This window comes from Paraburkholderia sp. GW821-FHT02A12 (assembly GCF_059422005.1).
The window spans coordinates 2,626,695-2,644,717 of sequence record NZ_JBWKWA010000002.1 but is presented as its reverse complement, the minus strand read 5'-3'; the positions used below and the strand labels follow the sequence as shown (position 1 = coordinate 2,644,717).

Below are 18,023 nucleotides of genomic sequence, written 5' to 3'. Positions count from 1 at the left end.
GCGCCGGGCGCCGCTTACGGTGATCGCGGCGCGCTGAATTAACTGTTTTCAAGGAGTTGCTGCCATGCCTCGCTTCGCCGCCAACCTGACCATGATGTACAACGAGCACGCCTTCCTCGACCGTTTCGCCGCTGCGGCAAAAGACGGCTTCAAGGCGGTCGAGTTCCTGTTCCCGTACGATTTCCCAGCAGCGGACATCAAGGCGCGGCTCGACGACAACGGCCTGACCCAGGCGCTCTTCAATGCGCCGCCCGGCGACTGGGCTGCGGGCGAACGCGGCATTGCCTCGCTGCCGGGCCGCGAAGGCGAGTTCCATCGCAGCGTCGAAACCGCGCTCGATTACGCGCGTGTACTCGGCAATCGCAAGCTGCATGTGATGGCTGGACTGATCGGCGCGGATCAACCGCGCGCGCGGCATCGCGAGGTGTATCTGAAGAATCTCGCGTATGCCGCGAAGGCCGCGCAAGCCGAAGGCATCAGCGTCGTGATCGAGCCGATCAACACGCGCGATATTCCGGGATTTTTTCTGAACCGCCAGGACGACGCGCAGGCCATTTGCGCGGAAGTGGACGCGCCGAATCTCAAGGTGCAATTCGATTGCTATCACTGCCAGATCGTCGAAGGCGATCTCGCGGTGAAGCTCAAACGCGATATGGCGGGCATCGGCCATATTCAGATTGCCGGCGTGCCGGAACGCCATGAACCGGATACCGGTGAACTGAACTATCCCTACCTGTTCGATCTGATCGACACGCTCGGCTATGACGGCTACATCGGTTGCGAATACCGGCCGCGTGCGGGTACCTCGGCAGGCTTGGGCTGGATGAAGCCCTATCTGAACAACGTTCGCCAGGAAGGAAGAACGACCTCATGAAAGTACTGATTACAGGCGGCGCGGGTTTTCTCGGCCAGCGCCTCGCGCGCGAGCTGCTGGCGCGCGGTTCATTGAAAGACGTGGACGGCAAGCCGCAAGCCATTACCGAGCTGGTGCTGCTCGACGTGGTGCGTGCGGGCGATTTCGGCGACAGCCGCGTTCGCACGGAGGTGGGCGACATCGCGGAGCGCAGCGTGCTCGAAAGCGTGATCGACGGGAAGACCGCGGCGATCTTCCATCTCGCCGCGATCGTCAGCGGCCAGGCCGAGGCGGATTTCGATCTCGGCATGCGCATCAATCTGGACGCGTCGCGTCTGCTGCTCGAAACGTGCCGGCAACGCGGACACAAACCGCGGGTGCTGTTCACGAGTTCGGTGGCGGTCTATGGCGGCGATCTGCCGGATGTCGTGCAGAACGATACCGCGCTGAATCCACAATCGTCGTATGGCGCGCAGAAGGCGATCGCCGAGTTGCTGCTGAACGATTACGCGCGGCGTGGTTTCGTCGACGGCCGCGTGCTGCGGCTGCCCACCATCAGCGTGCGGCCGGGTAAGCCGAATGCGGCGGCGTCGTCGTTTGCGAGCGGAATCATTCGCGAGCCGTTGAACGGCGAAGCGGCGGTGTGTCCGGTAGCGGGCGCCACGCGCTTGTGGCTGCTGTCGCCGCGCAAGGCGATCGAAAGCCTGATCGCCGGACTCGAAATCGATGCCGCCGCGCTCGGCAACCAGCGTGTGCTGAATCTGCCGGGGATTTCGGTGAGCGTCGACGAGATGGTCGCGGCGCTGCGCGAGGTCGCCGGCGACGAGACCGCGCAGCGAATCGTCTGGGAACCGGACGCGCGCGTGGAGAAGATTGTCGGCAGCTGGCCGGGACGGTGGGATACGTCGCGCGCCGCGCGGCTCGGCCTGAGCGGCGACCGCAGTTTCGCCGACGTGATTCGCGCCTATCTCGAAGACGAGCGGATTCAGGTTCGCTGAAAAGCACGCCCCAAGCCTCGTGCCGGCGGTTCTTCACGGACCGTCAAGCTGATCTGAGCGGCACGAGCGCGTCATTTGTCTGAGGCATCGCGCAGGCCGCGAGGCTGCACGTATTCCCTGGTAACGGTGTCGCTTTGCTTGACACGGTTTCGGCCGCACGCCTATTATCGAGCCTCAATGTTCGATATATGACCTATTGTTCGTATAAAGAACAAATGGCCGCGATATTGCGATATCGAATCCGTGGTTCATCATCCTGCGCTAAGCTGATTTGAGGTGGCGGCCGCCACGCGGCTGTTTCTCGTCAGTTTCGCCGTTTTTCGGCGCGCTCGCCGGGTCAATGCCTTTGCGCAAGCGGCCTGCGCCGCTACCCGATTTCGGCACAGCGCACGCAGCACACCAACTGGAGACATCACATGACCGAAGCATTCCTGTGCGACGCGATTCGCACCCCGATCGGCCGCTATGCGGGTTCGTTGTCGTCGGTTCGCGCCGACGACCTGGGCGCGGTGCCGCTCAAGGCGCTGATGGAGCGCAACAAGGACGTCGACTGGAACGCGATCGACGACGTGATCTACGGCTGCGCGAACCAGGCCGGTGAAGACAACCGCAACGTCGCGCGCATGTCGCTGCTGCTGGCCGGTTTGCCGCAAGGCGTGCCGGGCTCGACGGTGAACCGCCTGTGCGGATCGGGCATGGATGCGGTCGGCATCGCGGCGCGCGCGATCAAATCGGGCGAGGCCGCGCTGATGGTGGCCGGCGGCGTGGAAAGCATGAGCCGCGCGCCGTTCGCGATGGGCAAGGCAACCAGCGCGTTTTCGCGCCAGGCCGATATCTTCGACACGACGATCGGCTGGCGTTTCGTCAACCCGTTGATGAAGCAACGCTACGGCGTCGATTCGATGCCGGAAACCGGCGAGAACGTCGCGACCGACTACCACATCAGCCGTGCCGACCAGGACGCATTCGCACTGCGCAGTCAGCAGAAGGCCGCACGCGCGCAACGCGACGGCACGCTCGCGCAGGAAATCGTCGGCGTGACGATTGCGCAGAAGAAGGGCGATCCGATCACCGTCTCGCAAGACGAACATCCGCGCGAAACCAGTCTTGAAGCGCTGGCCAAGCTCAAGGGCGTGGTGCGCGCGGACGGCACGGTGACCGCGGGCAACGCATCGGGCGTCAACGACGGCGCCGCTGCGCTGCTGCTCGCCAACGAAGCCACCGCGAAGCGCTTCGGCCTCACGCCGCGCGCCCGCGTGCTGGGTATCGCAACGGCCGGCGTGGCGCCGCGCGTGATGGGCATCGGACCGGCGCCCGCCACGCAAAAGCTGCTGGCGCGCCTGAACATGACCATCGACCAGTTCGACGTGATCGAGTTGAACGAAGCATTCGCATCGCAAGGGCTTGCCGTGCTGCGCGCGCTAGGTGTCGCGGACGACGACGCGCGCGTGAACCCGAACGGCGGCGCGATTGCGCTCGGTCACCCGCTCGGCATGAGCGGCGCACGTTTGGTGACGACCGCCATGTATCAATTGCAACGCACGCAAGGTCGCTTTGCGCTGTGCACGATGTGTATTGGCGTTGGCCAGGGCATAGCGATCGCCATCGAACGCGTGTGAAGCGTCTGGCGACGCGTAGCGGATGTGCTAGCGCGGCGTCGGCGCGCCCAGGTTCAGCCATGCCAGCCGCGCCAGCCAACGGCTGACCAGACCACGGCGTGCGGGCAGCGCGCTAGTCAACGAGACGCGCGCGGCGATCTTTCCATCCGTGCTGAGCCACACGCGTTCGCCGCGTTGCAGGCGAAACTCGTTGCCGGGTTGGAGCCAATGATCGTAAGGTGAACTGACGCGTGTGAGCCATACGCGTGCGCCTTGCACACTGAGCGTGCTGTCGGCATCCACACGCCATGTCAGCGTCGCGCCGGGCATCACGGAAAAATGCACTACCACCTTCGGGAGACGCTCGTCCTGCTGATATGCGTACTGGCTCGAGTCGTCATCCATGCACTGCGGGCTTGCCTGATCCATCTTGCTCTCCGTCATCGAGCCGGCGGACAGAGGCGCCCACAAAACAAAAGGCCCCTTCCGTTACCGGCGGGGCCTTGGGGGTCTTGTTTTGCAGATTCAGACTGCTAACGCGCACATACTCCCAAAGGCCAGCCGATGATGGCTCGCGTTGGGTTTTTAATCGCATGGGCGATGAAGGTGTGCGTCAACATGAGATCGAGTGTGCCGTTTTGTCGCATGCCTTGTCAATAAAAAATTGCAATCGATTCAAGCGATAAGCGTTGCATACCGTTTCAGCAAGAACCGGATCAGCTGCGATGCGGTCCGACAATGCTCAGCTTCGCGATGCGCCGGTACAAGGTCGCGCGCGAAATACCTAGAGCTCGAGCGGCAGCGTTTGGCCTCCATTGATGACGCGTGAGCGCTTCGACAATGCGTGCGCGCTCGTCGCGTGGGTCGTCGTGCGGGTTGGCGTGCGCGTTTGCCTGCATCAGCGCGCGATGATCGGTAGCCCCCGGCTCGAGCACTGCCGCAATATCGGGCGCGACATGCCGAAACTCCACGCGCGCGGAATCGCAGATCGCACACGCATAGCGCAGTACGTTGCGCAGTTGGCGAATGTTGCCCGGCCAGCTGAACGCGGCGAGACGCTCGGCGAGGCGGGTGTCGAGTGTGAGCACATGGCCGGCCATTTGCGCTTCTTCGTCGAACACCGCCTCGATCACGTCGCGGATATCCGCGCGCTCGCGCAACGGCGGCATCGGCAAGCTCGCGCCGCTCAGCCGGTAGTAGAGATCTTCGCGGAACGAACCCTCGGCCACCATCTGCGCAAGATCGCGGTGGGTTGCGCAGATCACGTCGATATCCACGCGCACGGGCGCATCGCCGCCGAGCGGCATGATCTCGCCTTCGGCCAGCACGCGCAGCAGCCGCGTTTGCAGATTGAGCGGCATGTCGCCGATTTCATCCAGAAACAGCGTGCCGGTATGCGCTTGCGCGATCTTGCCGCGCGCGCCGCGGCTGCGCGCGCCGGTGAAGGCGCCCGGCGCGTAGCCGAACAATTCGCTCTCGATCAGCGACTCCGGAATCGCGCCGCAATTCACCGCAATGAACGGCCGGGTGCGCCGCGCGCCCGCGTCGTGCACGGCATGCGCGAACACCTCTTTGCCGACGCCAGTTTCGCCGAGAATCAGAATAGGCAGCCGCTTGCCGACGATGCGCAACGCCACCGCCGCGTTGTGCGCAATGCGCTTGTCGGCGCTGTGCAGAAAGCGGCTGAGCGCGCCGAGCTGCAGATCGCGTTGCGAATCCGTTTGCTGCGCACGGGCAATGCTGCCGGTCATGCCGGCCGTGCTGCGCGAAATCCGCTTGAGCGGCGCACGGATGCGCGCGTGCAGCGTCGCGCCGGTCGCGCGCAGACGCAAGCCGACAATCGTATCGGTGCGCGCAATGTCATGCAGATGCACATCGGACGTATCGAATACATCGTCGATGTGGCGCGGGCCATTCAAGCCCGGAATACACTCGCGTGCCTTGCGATTGGCGGCGACCAGGTTGCCGCACTCGTCGAAAGCGATCAGCACTTCGGGCTGCGCCTCGACAAAGTTGCGGCTCGAATGGCCGAACAGAATCCAGTGCTGCGTGGTTTGATTGAGGAAATAGCCGTCTTCGATCAGACCTGCGCTTTGCCGCACCAGTTGAAACACCAGCCGCTGACTGTCGCGGTTATCCGGCGACTGCACCGCGGACGCGTCGAGCACGCAGATCATCTCGCCGGTCGGCGCGAAAATCGGCGCGGCGCTGCAGGTGAGCGTCGTGAAGGCCGCGCGGAAATGGTCGGTCTTGTGCACCGTGATCGGTGCGAGATCGGTCAGCACATTGGCGACGCCACAGGTGCCTTCCTCGCGTTCCGACCAGCATGAGCCGATATACAGCCCCGCGTGCTTGAAATCGCTGCGGCGCTCGCGGTCGATCCGGTAGTCGATCGTGACGCCGTGAGCGTCGGTGAGCATCACGCAATAGTCGGCCACGCGAATCATGTCGTGCAGGCGTGTCAGGCACTGGCCCGATGCGCGCAAAAAGGCTTCTTCCTTGCCTTGCACCTCGCGTAATTCGGCCGACGTAAGGACGCGCGGCCCGATCACGGCGCCCGGATCGAGTCGGTACTGTTCGAACGAACGCTGCCACGACGACACGAGGCGCGCCGAATCGGCGGGCGCGGGCAGCCGTCCTTCGATGGCGCCGCGTACGCGGTCGATATGCTGGGTCTGCGAAACGTAGGGCATGGTCGGCTCCAGTCGAGCGACGCACAGTGAGTTCAGGCTGTTCTTGTAGCACATCCGGCTTCAGCAATCACATTGCAACGCAGCACGCGAGACGCGTGAGACGTTCGTCTCATGCGCGTGTGAGACCGCATTGAGACGGCTTGTCTCATCCCTGAACTCACCCCTGAAATTCAGGCGCGAAAAGGCTTTGCGCGTGTTCTTCGAGTGCTGGATTCGCACGCGGAACGTCGTACACGGTGCGCCTGAGACGCCGCGCAGGTTGCATCGCACGGCGTGTGCGGGCGGCTGCATGCACGCCGTTTACTCTACAGAGCCCTTTAAACAAGGCACTTTGCGATCGGTCCGCGACTGTTCGAGCAAATTGGCACACCCTTTGCTGGGTCCTGCGCATGACAAAGCGCCGTTGCGCGCCGTTGCGTGCCGTTGCAAATAGCGAATGCGGCGCCCCACTATGAATAGTCCGCGCACCGCGCGGGCAGGAGACAAGCACAGTGCCATCGCCCATCACCGTCGGTGTGATCGCGAATCCGGTCTCGGGTCGCGATATTCGCCGCCTCACCACGTATGCGTCGGTGTTTCCGACCGCTGAAAAAGCCAACATGGTCGTGCGTCTGCTGGCCGGGCTCGGCGTGCTCGGTGTGGATCGCGTGCTGACGTTGCGCGATCGAACCGGCGTCGCCGCGTTGTTGCTGCGCGCGCTCGACACGCATGCGGCGGTCGCCGCGCAACAGCGCTGGCCGGCAGTCGATTTCATCGATCAGCCGATTACCGACAGCGTGACCGATACCCACTCCGGCGTCGCCGCGATGCTGCAAGCAGGCGTCGAACTGATCGCGGTGCTGGGCGGCGACGGCACGCACCGCGCGGTGGCCGCGCATTGCGACAAGGTGCCGTTGCTGACCTTGTCCACCGGCACCAACAACGCATTTCCCGATTTGCGCGAGGCGACGGTCGCCGGCCTCGCCGGCGCGCTGGTCGCGTCCGGCGCGGTGCCGCCGGATGTGGCGCTCACGCGCAACAAGCGCCTCGTGGTGCGTTGCGTCGCCGGGCCGAACCAGGGCCGCGAGGAGATCGCGCTGGTCGATGTGTGCGTGAGCCGGCAACGCTTCGTCGGTGCTCGCGCGGTGTCGGATCCGGCCGATATCGAAACGCTCTTTCTCACCTTCGCTTCGCCCGACGGGATCGGCCTGTCGTCGATCGGCGGCGCGTGGGCGCCGGTTGAACGCACCGCCTCGCATGGCTTGCATCTGTGCTTCACCCGCCCCGGCGCAATCGGCGCAATCGGCGTGCCGCTGGTCGCGCCGATTGCGCCGGGCCGCGTCGAGCGTGTGCTCATGCGCACCTGCGAGCGTTTCGAAGTCGGCCGCTGGACGCCGCTCGATACCGAACACGGCACGCTCGCTTTCGATGGCGAGCGCGAAATCGAACTGGAGCGGGGCGATCGCTATGAGATCGCGCTCGATTGGGAAGGGCCGCTGACCGTCGATGTCGAACGCACGCTGCGCTTCTCGGCATCGCGGCAACTCGTGCGGGAGGTGGCGAACGTGGTTGCGCATCAGAAGTAGTGTTGCGGATTGGTCGGAGCAAGTAATGCATTCACTCCAAGGAGACACACCATGTCGGTTTCAAGTGATTTGAGCAAGGACGAACTGCTGAAGGCGTATCGAATGATGCGCACGATCCGCGAGTTCGAGGAGCGCCTGCATGTCGAATTCGCGACCGGCGAAATCCCCGGTTTCGTGCATCTATACGCGGGTGAAGAAGCATCGGCGGTGGGCACGATGCTGCATCTGAACGATTCGGATTATGTGGCGACGACGCACCGCGGTCACGGCCATTGCATCGCCAAGGGCGTCGACGTGCACGGCATGATGGCCGAGATCTACGGCCGCAAGACGGGCGTGTGCCACGGCAAGGGCGGCTCGATGCATATCGCCGATCTGTCGAAAGGAATGCTCGGCGCGAACGGCATCGTCGGCGCGGGCGGGCCGCTGATTTGCGGCGCGGCGCTCGCGGCGAAGTACAAGAAATCCGGCGGCGTAGGCGTGTGCTTTTTCGGCGACGGCGCGTCGAATCAGGGCGTGATTTTCGAATCGATGAATCTGGCCTCGGTATGGCGGCTGCCGGCGATTTTCGTCGCGGAGAACAACGGCTATGCGGAAGCGACTTCGTCGACGTGGTCGGTGGCGACCGACAACATCGCCGACCGCGCGAGCGGCTTCGGCATGCCGGGTGTGATCGTCGACGGTTTCGATTTCTTCGCGGTGCATGAAGCATTGGGCGAAGCGATCGAGCGAGCGCGCCACGGCGGCGGCCCGACGCTCGTCGAAGTGAAATTCTCCCGCTATTTCGGCCACTTCGAAGGCGACGCGCAAACCTATCGCGCGCCTGGCGAAGTGCAAAAGCTGCGCGACGAGAAGGACTGCCTGAAGCGCTTCGAGGAGCGCGTGGTACGCGCCGAAATTCTCACGGCGGATCCGTTGCGCGGCATCGATGCCGAGGTCAAGACCCTGATCGACAGCGCCGTGACCGAAGCCAAGGCGGCGCCGCTGCCGACCGCCGAAGACCTGTTGAGCGACGTCTACGTGTCCTATCCGTAACGCACGCGTGGCAAACCTGAACGATTTGGCAACCATCTTTCATGGGACTGGAGTAAGCGCTATGGGACCAGAGTAAGCGCTGAAGCGCTAACTCTGGTCGACACGCTAACTCCGGTCGACCGCAATTCTGCATGGGACTGGAGTAAGCGCTGAAGCGCTAACTCCGGTCGACCGCAACTCTGCATGGGACCGGAGTAAGCGCTGAAGCGCTAACTCCGGTCGACCGCAACTCTGCATGGGACCAGAGTAAGCGCTGAAGCGCTAACTCTGGTCGACACAGGAGACAGACATGGCACGCAAGATCACATTCTCTCAGGCAATCAACGAAGCGCTGAGTCAGGAAATGGCCCGCGATGAAACCGTCATCGTGATGGGCGAGGACAACGCGGGCGGCGCGGGCTCGCCCGGCGAGCAGGACGCGTGGGGCGGCGTACTCGGCGTGACGAAGGGGCTGTTTCACAAGTATCCGGGCCGCGTGCTCGACACGCCGCTCTCGGAAGGCGGCTATATCGGCGCGGCGGTGGGCGCGGCCGCGTGCGGCATGCGGCCGGTCGCGGAGCTGATGTTCATCGATTTCATGGGCGTGTGCTTCGACCAGATCTTCAATCAGGCCGCCAAGTTTCGCTATATGTTCGGCGGCAAGGCGGTGACGCCGGTCGTGATTCGCGCGATGCAGGGCGCCGGCCTGCGCGCGGCGGCCCAGCATTCGCAGATGCTGACTTCGCTGTTCACTCACATACCTGGTCTGAAGGTCGTGTGTCCGTCGACGCCGTACGACGCGAAAGGTCTATTGATTCAGGCGATCCGCGACAACGATCCGGTGATTTTCTGCGAGCACAAACTGCTGTACAGCCGCGAAGGCGAGGTGCCGGAAGAGTCGTATGCGATTCCGTTCGGCGAGGCGAACGTCGTGCGCGACGGCGACGACGCCACCATCGTCACCTACGGACGCATGGTGCATTACGCCACGGAGGCCGCGGAGAAGCTGGCGAAAAACGGCGTGCAGGTCGACGTGATCGACCTGCGCACCACCTCGCCGCTCGACGAGGAAACGATTCTCGAAAGCGCGGAGCGGACCGGCCGCGTGGTGGTGGTCGACGAAGCGAATCCGCGCTGCTCGATGGCCACCGATATCTCCGCGCTGATCGCCCAACGCGCGTTTCACTCGCTGAAGGCGCCGATCGAACTCGTGACCGCGCCGCATACGCCGACGCCGTTTGCCGGCGTGCTCGAAGACATGTACATCCCGTCGGCGCAGCAGATCGCCGAAGCCGTTCTGAAAGTGAGAGGTTGAGCGATGCCGATTCAGATGATTACGATGCCCAAGTGGGGCCTGTCGATGGAGCAGGGGCAGGTCAACGGCTGGCTCAAGGCCGTCGGCGACAAGGTCGCCAAGGGCGACGAAGTGCTCGACGTGGAGACGGACAAGATCTCGTCAGGCGTCGAATGTGCGTTCGACGGCATCTTGCGCCGGCAGATCGCGCAGGAGGGCGATACGCTGCCGGTCGGCGCGTTGCTGGCGGTGGTAGCCGACGCGGAAACGCCGGACGCGGAAATCGATGCCGCGGTCGAAGTGTTCCAGCGCGACTTCGTGCCGGCCAGCGCGGACGCAGGTGCAAGCGGCCCGCAACCGGAGAAAGCGCAGATCGGCGGGCGCACCGTGCGCTATCTGAAGCTCGGCGAGGGCGGCACACCGGCAGTGCTGATTCACGGCTTCGGCGGCGACCTGAACAACTGGCTGTTCAATCATGCCGAGCTCGCCGCGCATCGCACCGTGTGGGCGCTCGATCTGCCGGGCCACGGCGAGTCCGGCAAAGCGGTCGAAACCGGCAGCGCCGATGAACTGGCGGACAGCGTGATCGCGTTCCTCGACGATCGCGGCATCGGCAGCGCGCATCTGATCGGACATTCGATGGGCGCGCTGGTGGCGATCACGGTCGCGGCGAAAGCGCCGGGGCGGGTTGCTTCGCTTGCATTGATTTCGGGGGCGGGTCTCGGCGAGGAGATCAACGGCGAGTACATCGGCGGCTTTGTGGAGGGCAGCAGCCGTAACACGCTCAAGCCGCATCTGGCGAAACTCTTCGCCGACCCGGCGCTGGTGACGCGTCAGCTGGTCGAAGACATCGTCAAGTACAAGCGGCTCGAAGGCGTGAACGATGCGCTGCGCAAGATCGCGTCGTCGGCGTTCGACGGCAATGTGCAGCGCGCCGGCTATCGCGAACGGCTCGCTCAGCTTGCGCCGCGCACGCTGGTGATCTGGGGCGCGCAGGACCAGATCATTCCCGCCGCGCATGCGCAGGGCCTGCCGGGCGACATTCGCGTCCACGTGCTCGAAGGAAAGGGGCATATGGTGCAGATGGAAGCAGCCTCGGAGGTCAATCGCCTGCTCAACGATTTTCTGGGGCGTTGAGAGGGACGCCGCCCTGCATGGCGATAGCGTCACCGCGCTCGGTCAGCATGGCAAGCGCAGCGCCGCCAGGCTTGCGCGGATTCCGGTGAAGATCGTGCCGGTTTCCGGCGGCGAGGCTTTGCCGAAGCCTGCGTGGCTGCACGCCAGGCCGACGGGCTCTCGCGAGGTGGCGGCCGGCCCGCTGGTACGGTCTTCGTATCATGCGGACCGGGTGGCGGATGCGGCCATGGAGTCCGCTCGCATGCCCTTGCGATAACGTTCGAGGCCGACGATGCCAAACAGCGATACCGCCGAGAGCCCGCTGAAGAAAACCGCCAGCGGCAACCACTCGCCCTTGTAGTTCTGCGCGAGCATGGTGCCGATCAGCGGGGTCGTGCCGCCGGCGATCGTCGCGCACAGCTGATAGGCGATCGAAATGCCGGAGTAACGTACCTGAGTCGGAAACGCCGGTGTCATAAAGCCGGCGATGACCGCGTAGATCGCGGACAGGGTCACCACCGCGAGCGAGATGCCCGCGATGATCGCGACAGGATTTTGCGTCGTCACGAGCACGAACATCGGGTAGGGGGTGACCATGGACAGCACGGCGGCATAGGTCAGAAAGCGGGCCTCGCCGAAACGTTGAGCCAGCAGCGCCGAAACCGGCTGCGAGCACAACTGGATGACGGTGACGACGAACAGACAATCGAGAATGAACGATTTCGACATGCCGAGATAAGTCGTGACATACGAAATCATGAAGGTGTTGGTGAAGAAGAATCCGGCAGAGCCGATCGTCGTGGCCATCGCTGCCAGCACGATCGGATACCACGCGGTGCGCAACACCTCCGCAACGGGAAATTTCACCACCTCGCGGCTCTTGCGGAGCTGCTCGAACTCCGGCGATTCCTTGACGCCCAGACGGATCGCCATGCCGATCAGAAGCAGCACGAAGCTGGCGAGGAACGGCAGTCTCCAACCCCAGGCAACGAAGCTCGCGTGATCGAGCGAGGTGACGAGCCGGAACGATATCAACGAAAGAATCAGGCCGGCTGGACTGCCCATCTGTGGGAACGACGCAAAGAGCGTCTTGCGGCCCGCTGGTGCATGTTCGCTTGCCATCAGCACGGCGCCGCCCCATTCGCCGCCCACCGCGATGCCCTGCAGGATGCGCAACAGCACGAGCAGGACGGGCGCCCAGATGCCGATGCTGTCGTAGCCGGGCAGCAAACCGATACCAGTGGTGGCGATCCCCATCAGGAACATGGTCAGCAGCAGCATTTTCTTGCGTCCGAGCGTGTCGCCGAGATGGCCGAACACTGCTCCGCTCAACGGGCGTGCGACGAATCCGACGAAGAACGTTGCAAACGAGGCCATCGTGCTGAGAAAGTGGTTGCTGCTGGGGAAGAACACTTCGCCGAGAATGAGTGCGGCCGCGGTCGCGTAGGTGTAGTAGTCGTAGAACTCGACAGCCGTGCCGATAAACGCCGCGGTCGCGGCGCGTACGGGTTGATGAGTCTGTTCGGGGTGGGACATGGGAATCCTGTTCGTGAACATGCGGCCGCTCGCTGCGGGGGCGGCGGCGGATTTCGTCGCCGTCTATGCTTTGCGACCGCTGCATCTTGTGGGGTTGTGCGACCAGCCGCTTTTATCGGTCGCCGAAATACGCCGACAAAATTCGGATTTCTAATCCTTACTATCAGGGCGGCTAATGCTCATGCTGCTCATTCGTGTTGCTCCCGCGTCGCGATGCTCATGGAACTCGCGCAACCGAGCATCGCGCGCGATCAGGCGCTGGGCGTTGTTGCGCTCCGGATAGTCGATCCATGCGGCGCCGGCAGCAGCAAACCCGGCCTGTTGCGCGTGATGTGCTTCGACCAGCGCATGCGCCGCCCGCACCTCGCCTTCAGCCGGCGTGAGCGCACGATGAATCGCCGCGACGTGTTCCGGAAACACGACGCTCTTCGAAGCAAATCCAAGTTGTGTCGAGACGTCGAGCTCAAGGGCGAGCACCTCAGCGGATCGATACGTGCAGGGCAGATCGATCGGTACGCATCCGGCGGCGATGCACTCGATCAGGAAGCGGCTTCGCGCGTACAGCAATTCGTGGCCGCCGGGCGTGCGGCGCGCGCCGAGATTCGCCGCAAGGTCTTCGACCGCCAGCATGCAGCACCTTATCCGTGCACTGACCTGAAGTAGTGCGCCCAAATGGACCAGGCCCTTCGCGGATTCGATAGTTGGAACAATCTCCGTCGAGCCTGCTGCAATCCCAAGGTCGAGTTCGATGCCGGACAGCGCGCGGTCGAGAGCGGCGAGTTGATCCGGGTGTTCCGCATGCGGCAGGAAGATGGCGCGCGGCATGCCGCGCATGACGCCCTGGAGATCGGCATATCCGTCCTGTTCGAGTTTGTTGATCCGCACCGAGCTGAACAGGCCCCGCGCGGCTGAGTCGCGCAAGAGCGTCACGATTCGTTCGCGTGCGCGCGGCCGGTCTTCAGGCGCAGTCATCTCTTCCAGATCCGCGACGATAGCGTCCGCACCGCTGTGCAGGGCGATTTCGTGAGCGCGGGTGTTGTTGCCCGGTACGAAGAGCCAGGTGCGCCGCAGGCTCGGCGGACGTGGGGGTGGGTGAGCGTTCATGCGCTTGTCAGCTTTGACCGGCACGCGCGAGCATCGCGTGCAGCAACACGTCCGCGCCGCGTGTCACGTCTTCGGGCAGCGCGTCTTCTGCCTCGTTGTGGCTCAGGCCGTTGACGCAGGGGATAAAGATCATCGCGGTCGGACAATGCTTCGCGAGATGAATTGCGTCGTGGCCGGCGCCGCTGACGATGCGCTGATGCGGATAGTCCAGTGCCTGAACCGCGTTGCCGACAGCGGCAATGCAGTCCGGATCGAACGGCGTGGCGGGGCTGACCCAGTGCTGCGCGACCTCGACCTCCAGACGGCGGCGCTTGGCGAGCGCTTCGAAGCGCTCGCGCAACGCGCTTTCCATTTTGCCGATCAACGCGTCGTCAGGATGACGAAGGTCGACGGTGAAGGACAGGTCCGCCGCAATCGTGTTGCGCGACGCGTTGCGTATCTGTAGGTCACCCACGGTAGCGAGCCCTTGCGGGAAGAAATCCGCCGCGATGCTCTCCAGCTCCGCGGCCATTTCGGCGGCGCCGAACAGCGTGTCGCGCCGGTACTGCATCGGCGTGGTGCCCGCATGCGCCGCCTGTCCGCGCACGCGCACGTCGAGCCAGCGAATCGCCTGGCCGCCCGTGACGACGCCAATCGGCACGCCGCTTTCCTCGAGCACCGGACCCTGTTCGATGTGCGCTTCGAAGTAGGCGTCGAAGACGATGCCGGGCACGGCGCGCGCGCCGGCGTAGTCTGTGGCGTGCAGAGCCTGCGCGACGGAAATCCCTGCGGCGTCGCGCGTAGCCAGCGCCTGCGCGAGCGGCATGACGCCCGTGAAGGCGGCCGAGCCGAGCATGGCCGGGGTGAAGCGGGCGCCTTCCTCGTTGGTCCAGACGACGATTTCAATGGGACGGTCGGTCTGAATGCCTGCGTCGTTCAGGGTGCGGACGACTTCGAGCGCCGCGAGCACGCCATAGACGCCGTCGAAGCGCCCGCCTTCGGGTTGCGTGTCGAGGTGGCTCCCGCTGGCCACAGGAGCGGCGTCGTTGCGTTTGCCCGCGCGCCGGGCGAAGAGATTGCCCACCTGATCGACGGACAGTGTGAGACCGGCGTCGCTGCACCATTGCGAAAAGAGCGCGCGTCCGGCCGCATCCTGCTCCGTCAGCGCGAGGCGCCGCACACCGCCGCCGGCTGTGGCGCCGACTTTTGCCATCTCCATCAGGCTCGTCCAGAGCCGTTCACCATCGATTTTCAGCATCATCACACTCCTGAATTCGCAGCCGCGAGGGCGGCGTCGGGTTCGTCGTGATGCCTTTATCGGAAATCAAAAAAGATTAGTCTAATTTCTAATTCTTATCCTAAGTATAATTTTGGCGGATGATGAAACCAGTGAGGCTCATTGTGAGCAAAGAGCGCCCGGATACTTACCTGAACGACCGTCTGGACTGGAACCTGCTGCGGACGTTTCTGGCGATCGCGAAGGAGGGCAGCGTGAGCCGGGCGGCCACTAAGCTGCATCTGACGCAGCCCGCCGTCAGCCAGGCGTTGCGCCGTCTGGAAGAGCAGCTCGGCTTGCGGCTGGTGGATCGTCACGGACCGCGTATCGAGGTGACGCAGGCCGGTATCGAAGTGAAGCAGATCGCCGAAGACGTGTATGGCACGATCTCGCGTCTGTCGCTCGCCGAGGTGGATCGCGATCACGATATTTCCGGCATGGTGCGCGTGGCCACCGTCAGCGGTATCGATTTTCCGGCCTACGACACCTTTCTGGCAGACTTTCACCGCACGTATCCGCGCATCGAACTGGAGAGCCAGGAAATGCGCAGCGCCGATGTCGTGAACAGCCTTCAGCAAAAGTCCGCCACGCTCGGACTGACGCCGCGGCGCGCGTTGCCCAGGCGAGTGGATAGCCGCGTGTTTCTTCGTCAGCGTTACGCGCTCTTCTGCGGACGCCACCATCCGCTCTTTGGACGCAGCGATCTTCGCGTCGCGGACCTGGCCGGCGAAAAGTTCGTCTCTTTCACCGGCGACAAGGTGGGCGACCACCTGTCGCCGCTCACCTTCTTTCGCGACGAAATGGGCTTCACGGGGCGGGTGGTCGGCTCTTCGTCGAGCATGACCGAGGTCAGGCGTTTCATTTTCGCGGGCTTCGGCATCGGCTGCCTGCCGGAGCACGTCGTGCGCGACGACATTGCGCAGGGCCGCCTGCAGCGGCTGCCGCCCGACGAAGGCGTGGCCGATCTCGACATCTACATGCTGTGGTCACTGGACCGCAAGCTGAGCACCGCAGAAGCCGCGTTTATCGATTCGTTGAATGCGTTCATCGACGGGCAGGAGCAAGGCGCAGTGGCCCACTCGCCCGACGCTCCCGACGCTCAATAGCCGCGCGCTGCGTCGATCACATTGCTCAAGGGTTCGCCGCGCATCAGCCGTCTTGCGTTGTGCGCCACCTGCGCGCCGATCGTCTCCGAACTTGCCACCGACGCCATGTGCGGCGTGACGATCAGATTGGGCGCGCGCCATAAGCCATCGTCCTTGGGCAACGGCTCGGTCGGAAACACATCGACAATCGCGCCGCCGAGATGGCCGCTCGTGAGCGCCGCGATCAGGTCCGCGGGAACCAGATGCTCGCCGCGTCCGACGTGAATGAGCTTCGCACCCGGGCGCAAATGCGCGAAGGTGTTGGCGTTCAGGATCAAGCGCGTTTCCTCGGTGAGCGGCAGCAGACAGACGAGGATGTCCGTCCCTTCCAGGAACGGCTCGAAGCCCTGCGAGCCGGCGAAGGTCGCCACGCCCGGCAATTCGCGCGCGTTGCGGGCCCAGCCTCGCACCGCGAAGCCGAAGCGCTGCAAATCCAGCGCGACGCGGCTGCCGATCTCGCCGAGTCCCATGACGCCCACCGCGCATTCGGAGGGATCGCGCTGGTCGTGGCGGAACCAGCGTTCGGCGCGTTGATTGGCCAGCACGCGATCGAGCTGACGGTGATAGTGCAGCACGCCCCATGTGACGAATTCGCTCATGCCGCGCGCGTGTTGCGGATCGACGACCCGGCACAATGGCACGGACGGAAGCGCAGGGTCCGACAGGATGTTGTCGACGCCCGCGGCGATGCTATGCACGAGCCGGAGTTTCGGCAGCAACGCAAGCGCGCCCGCCGGCGGGTTCCAGCATACGGCGATTTCGGCGTCCTCGGCTGAAGGCGTGCCGTGCATCACGACGTCGAGTTCGGGGGCCGCGCGCAGGATCGGCGGCACGAGGTGTGACATGTCGTAGTCACGACTCATCAGGACAAGTTTGGTCATGGCGTCGTTGGCGATACGTGCATGGCGACGGCACGTATCGCGAAGGGTGAAGCGGGCCTGGCTGCGGGACCTGGCCGCGGGAAACTAGCTGCGGTAATCGGATTGCGGGTCGTCGATGAGCCGTAGCGCCGCGCGCCATGCCACGTCCGCGATTTCCGCCGAGTCCTCGCGATCGAACTGGGCGGCGGTCAACTCGCATACTTCGCGCGGTGGAATGCGCAGCGCGGTGCCGCCGGCCAGCGCCTGAATCTGCGCCTGGCAGGCCCGCTCGAGAAAATAGATCTCGTGAAAGGCAATGGCCGCCGTCGCGCCCGCCGCGAGCAGTCCGTGATTGCGCAGGATCATCGCCTTGCAGGAACCGAGATCCCGCACCAGCCGTTCGCGCTCGCCGAGTTCGAGCGCGATGCCTTCGTAGTCGTGATAAGCGAGCTTGCCGTAGAACTTCAGCGCATGCTGGCTGATCGGCAGCAGCCCATGCTCCTGCGCCGACACCGCGGTTCCGGCGGCCGTATGCGTGTGGATCACGAAATGCAGGTCGTCGCGCGCTGCGTGGATGGCCGAATGAATCGTGAAACCCGCGGCATTCACCCGGAACAGTTCCGGCTCACTGTGCGCGCGTTCGTCGATGACGTTGCCGTGGTGATCGATCTTCACCAGATCCGACGCGCGCATCTCGTGAAAAAGCACGCCGTAGCGGTTGATCAAGAAGGCCGGCGCCTCGCCCGGCCGGTCCGGCAGACGTGCCGTGATGTGCGTGTCGATCATGTCCGTCATGCGGAAGTGAGCGGCGAGGCGGTAGAGTGCCGCCAGCTCCTCCCGTACGTGCTGTTCGGCATCGGAGCGGGTATCGACTCGGGCGCCGATTCTGGCGCCGAGCGGCGCGGACTTGTCGCTCATGGGATCGGGCGATTGCTTCGTTTGCATTTCAAAAGACTCCAGATTCGCACGTGCTGTCATGCGTGTAGTGTTCG

General features: G+C 64.1%; 16 protein-coding genes. 9 read left to right on the top strand and 7 right to left on the bottom strand.

Going from position 1 to position 18,023, the window contains the following annotated elements; genetic code table 11:
- Positions 1-64: 64 nt before the first annotated feature.
- From otnI to pcaF, 3 genes are all read left to right on the top strand, one after another.
- Positions 65-874, top strand: a complete 810-nt coding sequence (gene otnI / locus AC07WT_RS33270) for a 2-oxo-tetronate isomerase (RefSeq protein WP_494950237.1) — start codon at positions 65-67, stop codon at positions 872-874.
- Complete coding sequence (gene denD, locus AC07WT_RS33265) at positions 871-1,851, top strand: D-erythronate dehydrogenase (protein WP_494950236.1); 981 nt, start codon at positions 871-873, stop codon at positions 1,849-1,851. Before otnI ends, denD begins: the two co-directional genes overlap by 4 nt.
- 416 nt (positions 1,852-2,267) lie before the next feature.
- Positions 2,268-3,470 carry a 3-oxoadipyl-CoA thiolase gene (pcaF, locus tag AC07WT_RS33260; protein ID WP_492589683.1) on the top strand — a complete coding sequence of 401 codons (1,203 nt, stop codon included), beginning with the start codon at positions 2,268-2,270 and terminating at the stop codon, positions 3,468-3,470.
- Positions 3,471-3,497: 27 nt separating this feature from the next.
- Here pcaF and AC07WT_RS33255 read toward each other — a convergent pair whose 3' ends face one another.
- Both AC07WT_RS33255 and AC07WT_RS33250 read right to left on the bottom strand, forming a co-directional pair.
- Complete coding sequence (locus AC07WT_RS33255) at positions 3,498-3,878, bottom strand: DUF2917 domain-containing protein (protein WP_494950235.1); 381 nt, start codon at positions 3,876-3,878, stop codon at positions 3,498-3,500.
- Positions 3,879-4,165: 287 nt separating this feature from the next.
- A complete protein-coding gene (locus AC07WT_RS33250; protein ID WP_494950234.1) occupies positions 4,166-6,142 on the bottom strand; it encodes a sigma-54-dependent Fis family transcriptional regulator in 1,977 nt (658 codons plus the stop codon).
- A gap of 491 nt (positions 6,143-6,633) precedes the next feature.
- Between AC07WT_RS33250 and AC07WT_RS33245 the strand changes: the two genes are divergently transcribed.
- The 4 genes from AC07WT_RS33245 to AC07WT_RS33230 all read left to right on the top strand — a co-directional run bounded on the left by AC07WT_RS33245 (position 6,634) and on the right by AC07WT_RS33230 (position 11,152).
- Positions 6,634-7,707, top strand: coding sequence for an ATP-NAD kinase family protein (locus tag AC07WT_RS33245; RefSeq protein ID WP_494950233.1), 1,074 nt, complete (start codon positions 6,634-6,636; stop codon positions 7,705-7,707).
- Between the two features lie 51 nt (positions 7,708-7,758).
- Positions 7,759-8,742: a thiamine pyrophosphate-dependent dehydrogenase E1 component subunit alpha gene (locus AC07WT_RS33240; protein ID WP_494950232.1), complete on the top strand. Its 984-nt coding sequence runs from the start codon at positions 7,759-7,761 to the stop codon at positions 8,740-8,742.
- A gap of 289 nt (positions 8,743-9,031) precedes the next feature.
- Entirely contained in the window at positions 9,032-10,036 is a 1,005-nt protein-coding gene (locus AC07WT_RS33235; RefSeq protein ID WP_492589693.1) for an alpha-ketoacid dehydrogenase subunit beta, read from the top strand.
- Between the two features lie 3 nt (positions 10,037-10,039).
- Positions 10,040-11,152, top strand: coding sequence for an acetoin dehydrogenase dihydrolipoyllysine-residue acetyltransferase subunit (locus tag AC07WT_RS33230; protein ID WP_494950231.1), 1,113 nt, complete (start codon positions 10,040-10,042; stop codon positions 11,150-11,152).
- 198 nt (positions 11,153-11,350) lie between these two features.
- On the opposite strand, the gene AC07WT_RS33225 is transcribed toward AC07WT_RS33230, so the two are convergent.
- Positions 11,351-12,667 (bottom strand): MFS transporter, encoded by a 1,317-nt coding sequence (locus AC07WT_RS33225; protein WP_492589697.1) that lies wholly within the window; start codon positions 12,665-12,667, stop codon positions 11,351-11,353.
- Here AC07WT_RS33225 and AC07WT_RS33220 point away from each other — a divergent pair.
- Positions 12,666-12,821, top strand: a complete 156-nt coding sequence (locus AC07WT_RS33220; protein WP_494950230.1) for a hypothetical protein — start codon at positions 12,666-12,668, stop codon at positions 12,819-12,821. The genes AC07WT_RS33225 and AC07WT_RS33220 overlap by 2 nt on opposite strands.
- Here the strand turns inward: AC07WT_RS33220 and AC07WT_RS33215 are convergent.
- Positions 12,818-13,771, bottom strand: a complete 954-nt coding sequence (locus tag AC07WT_RS33215; RefSeq protein WP_494950229.1) for an HpcH/HpaI aldolase/citrate lyase family protein — start codon at positions 13,769-13,771, stop codon at positions 12,818-12,820. The genes AC07WT_RS33220 and AC07WT_RS33215 overlap by 4 nt on opposite strands.
- A gap of 7 nt (positions 13,772-13,778) precedes the next feature.
- Positions 13,779-15,008: a Zn-dependent hydrolase gene (locus AC07WT_RS33210; protein WP_494950228.1), complete on the bottom strand. Its 1,230-nt coding sequence runs from the start codon at positions 15,006-15,008 to the stop codon at positions 13,779-13,781.
- Between the two features lie 143 nt (positions 15,009-15,151).
- On the opposite strand from AC07WT_RS33210, the gene AC07WT_RS33205 reads away from it, so the two are divergent.
- Positions 15,152-16,132: a LysR family transcriptional regulator gene (locus AC07WT_RS33205; protein WP_494950227.1), complete on the top strand. Its 981-nt coding sequence runs from the start codon at positions 15,152-15,154 to the stop codon at positions 16,130-16,132.
- On the opposite strand, the gene AC07WT_RS33200 is transcribed toward AC07WT_RS33205, so the two are convergent.
- A complete protein-coding gene (locus AC07WT_RS33200; protein WP_494950226.1) occupies positions 16,126-17,052 on the bottom strand; it encodes a 2-hydroxyacid dehydrogenase in 927 nt (308 codons plus the stop codon). The genes AC07WT_RS33205 and AC07WT_RS33200 overlap by 7 nt on opposite strands.
- 84 nt (positions 17,053-17,136) lie before the next feature.
- Positions 17,137-17,949, bottom strand: coding sequence for a class II aldolase/adducin family protein (locus tag AC07WT_RS33195; RefSeq protein WP_494951100.1), 813 nt, complete (start codon positions 17,947-17,949; stop codon positions 17,137-17,139).
- Positions 17,950-18,023: the final 74 nt, after the last annotated feature.

Excerpts from the sequence above, each read along its gene's own strand:
- AC07WT_RS33230 (WP_494950231.1), top strand. The coding sequence starts at position 10,040 with ATGCCGATTCAGATGATTACGATGCCCAAGTGGGGCCTGTCGATGGAG.
- AC07WT_RS33210 (WP_494950228.1), bottom strand. The coding sequence starts at position 15,008 with ATGCTGAAAATCGATGGTGAACGGCTCTGGACGAGCCTGATGGAGATG.
- AC07WT_RS33200 (WP_494950226.1), bottom strand. The coding sequence starts at position 17,052 with ATGACCAAACTTGTCCTGATGAGTCGTGACTACGACATGTCACACCTC.
- otnI (WP_494950237.1), top strand. The coding sequence starts at position 65 with ATGCCTCGCTTCGCCGCCAACCTGACCATGATGTACAACGAGCACGCC.
- AC07WT_RS33195 (WP_494951100.1), bottom strand. The coding sequence starts at position 17,949 with ATGAGCGACAAGTCCGCGCCGCTCGGCGCCAGAATCGGCGCCCGAGTC.
- denD (WP_494950236.1), top strand. The coding sequence starts at position 871 with ATGAAAGTACTGATTACAGGCGGCGCGGGTTTTCTCGGCCAGCGCCTC.
- pcaF (WP_492589683.1), top strand. The coding sequence starts at position 2,268 with ATGACCGAAGCATTCCTGTGCGACGCGATTCGCACCCCGATCGGCCGC.
- AC07WT_RS33235 (WP_492589693.1), top strand. The coding sequence starts at position 9,032 with ATGGCACGCAAGATCACATTCTCTCAGGCAATCAACGAAGCGCTGAGT.
- AC07WT_RS33250 (WP_494950234.1), bottom strand. The coding sequence starts at position 6,142 with ATGCCCTACGTTTCGCAGACCCAGCATATCGACCGCGTACGCGGCGCC.
- AC07WT_RS33240 (WP_494950232.1), top strand. The coding sequence starts at position 7,759 with ATGTCGGTTTCAAGTGATTTGAGCAAGGACGAACTGCTGAAGGCGTAT.
- AC07WT_RS33220 (WP_494950230.1), top strand. The coding sequence starts at position 12,666 with ATGGGAATCCTGTTCGTGAACATGCGGCCGCTCGCTGCGGGGGCGGCG.
- AC07WT_RS33215 (WP_494950229.1), bottom strand. The coding sequence starts at position 13,771 with ATGAACGCTCACCCACCCCCACGTCCGCCGAGCCTGCGGCGCACCTGG.
- AC07WT_RS33225 (WP_492589697.1), bottom strand. The coding sequence starts at position 12,667 with ATGTCCCACCCCGAACAGACTCATCAACCCGTACGCGCCGCGACCGCG.
- AC07WT_RS33255 (WP_494950235.1), bottom strand. The coding sequence starts at position 3,878 with ATGGATCAGGCAAGCCCGCAGTGCATGGATGACGACTCGAGCCAGTAC.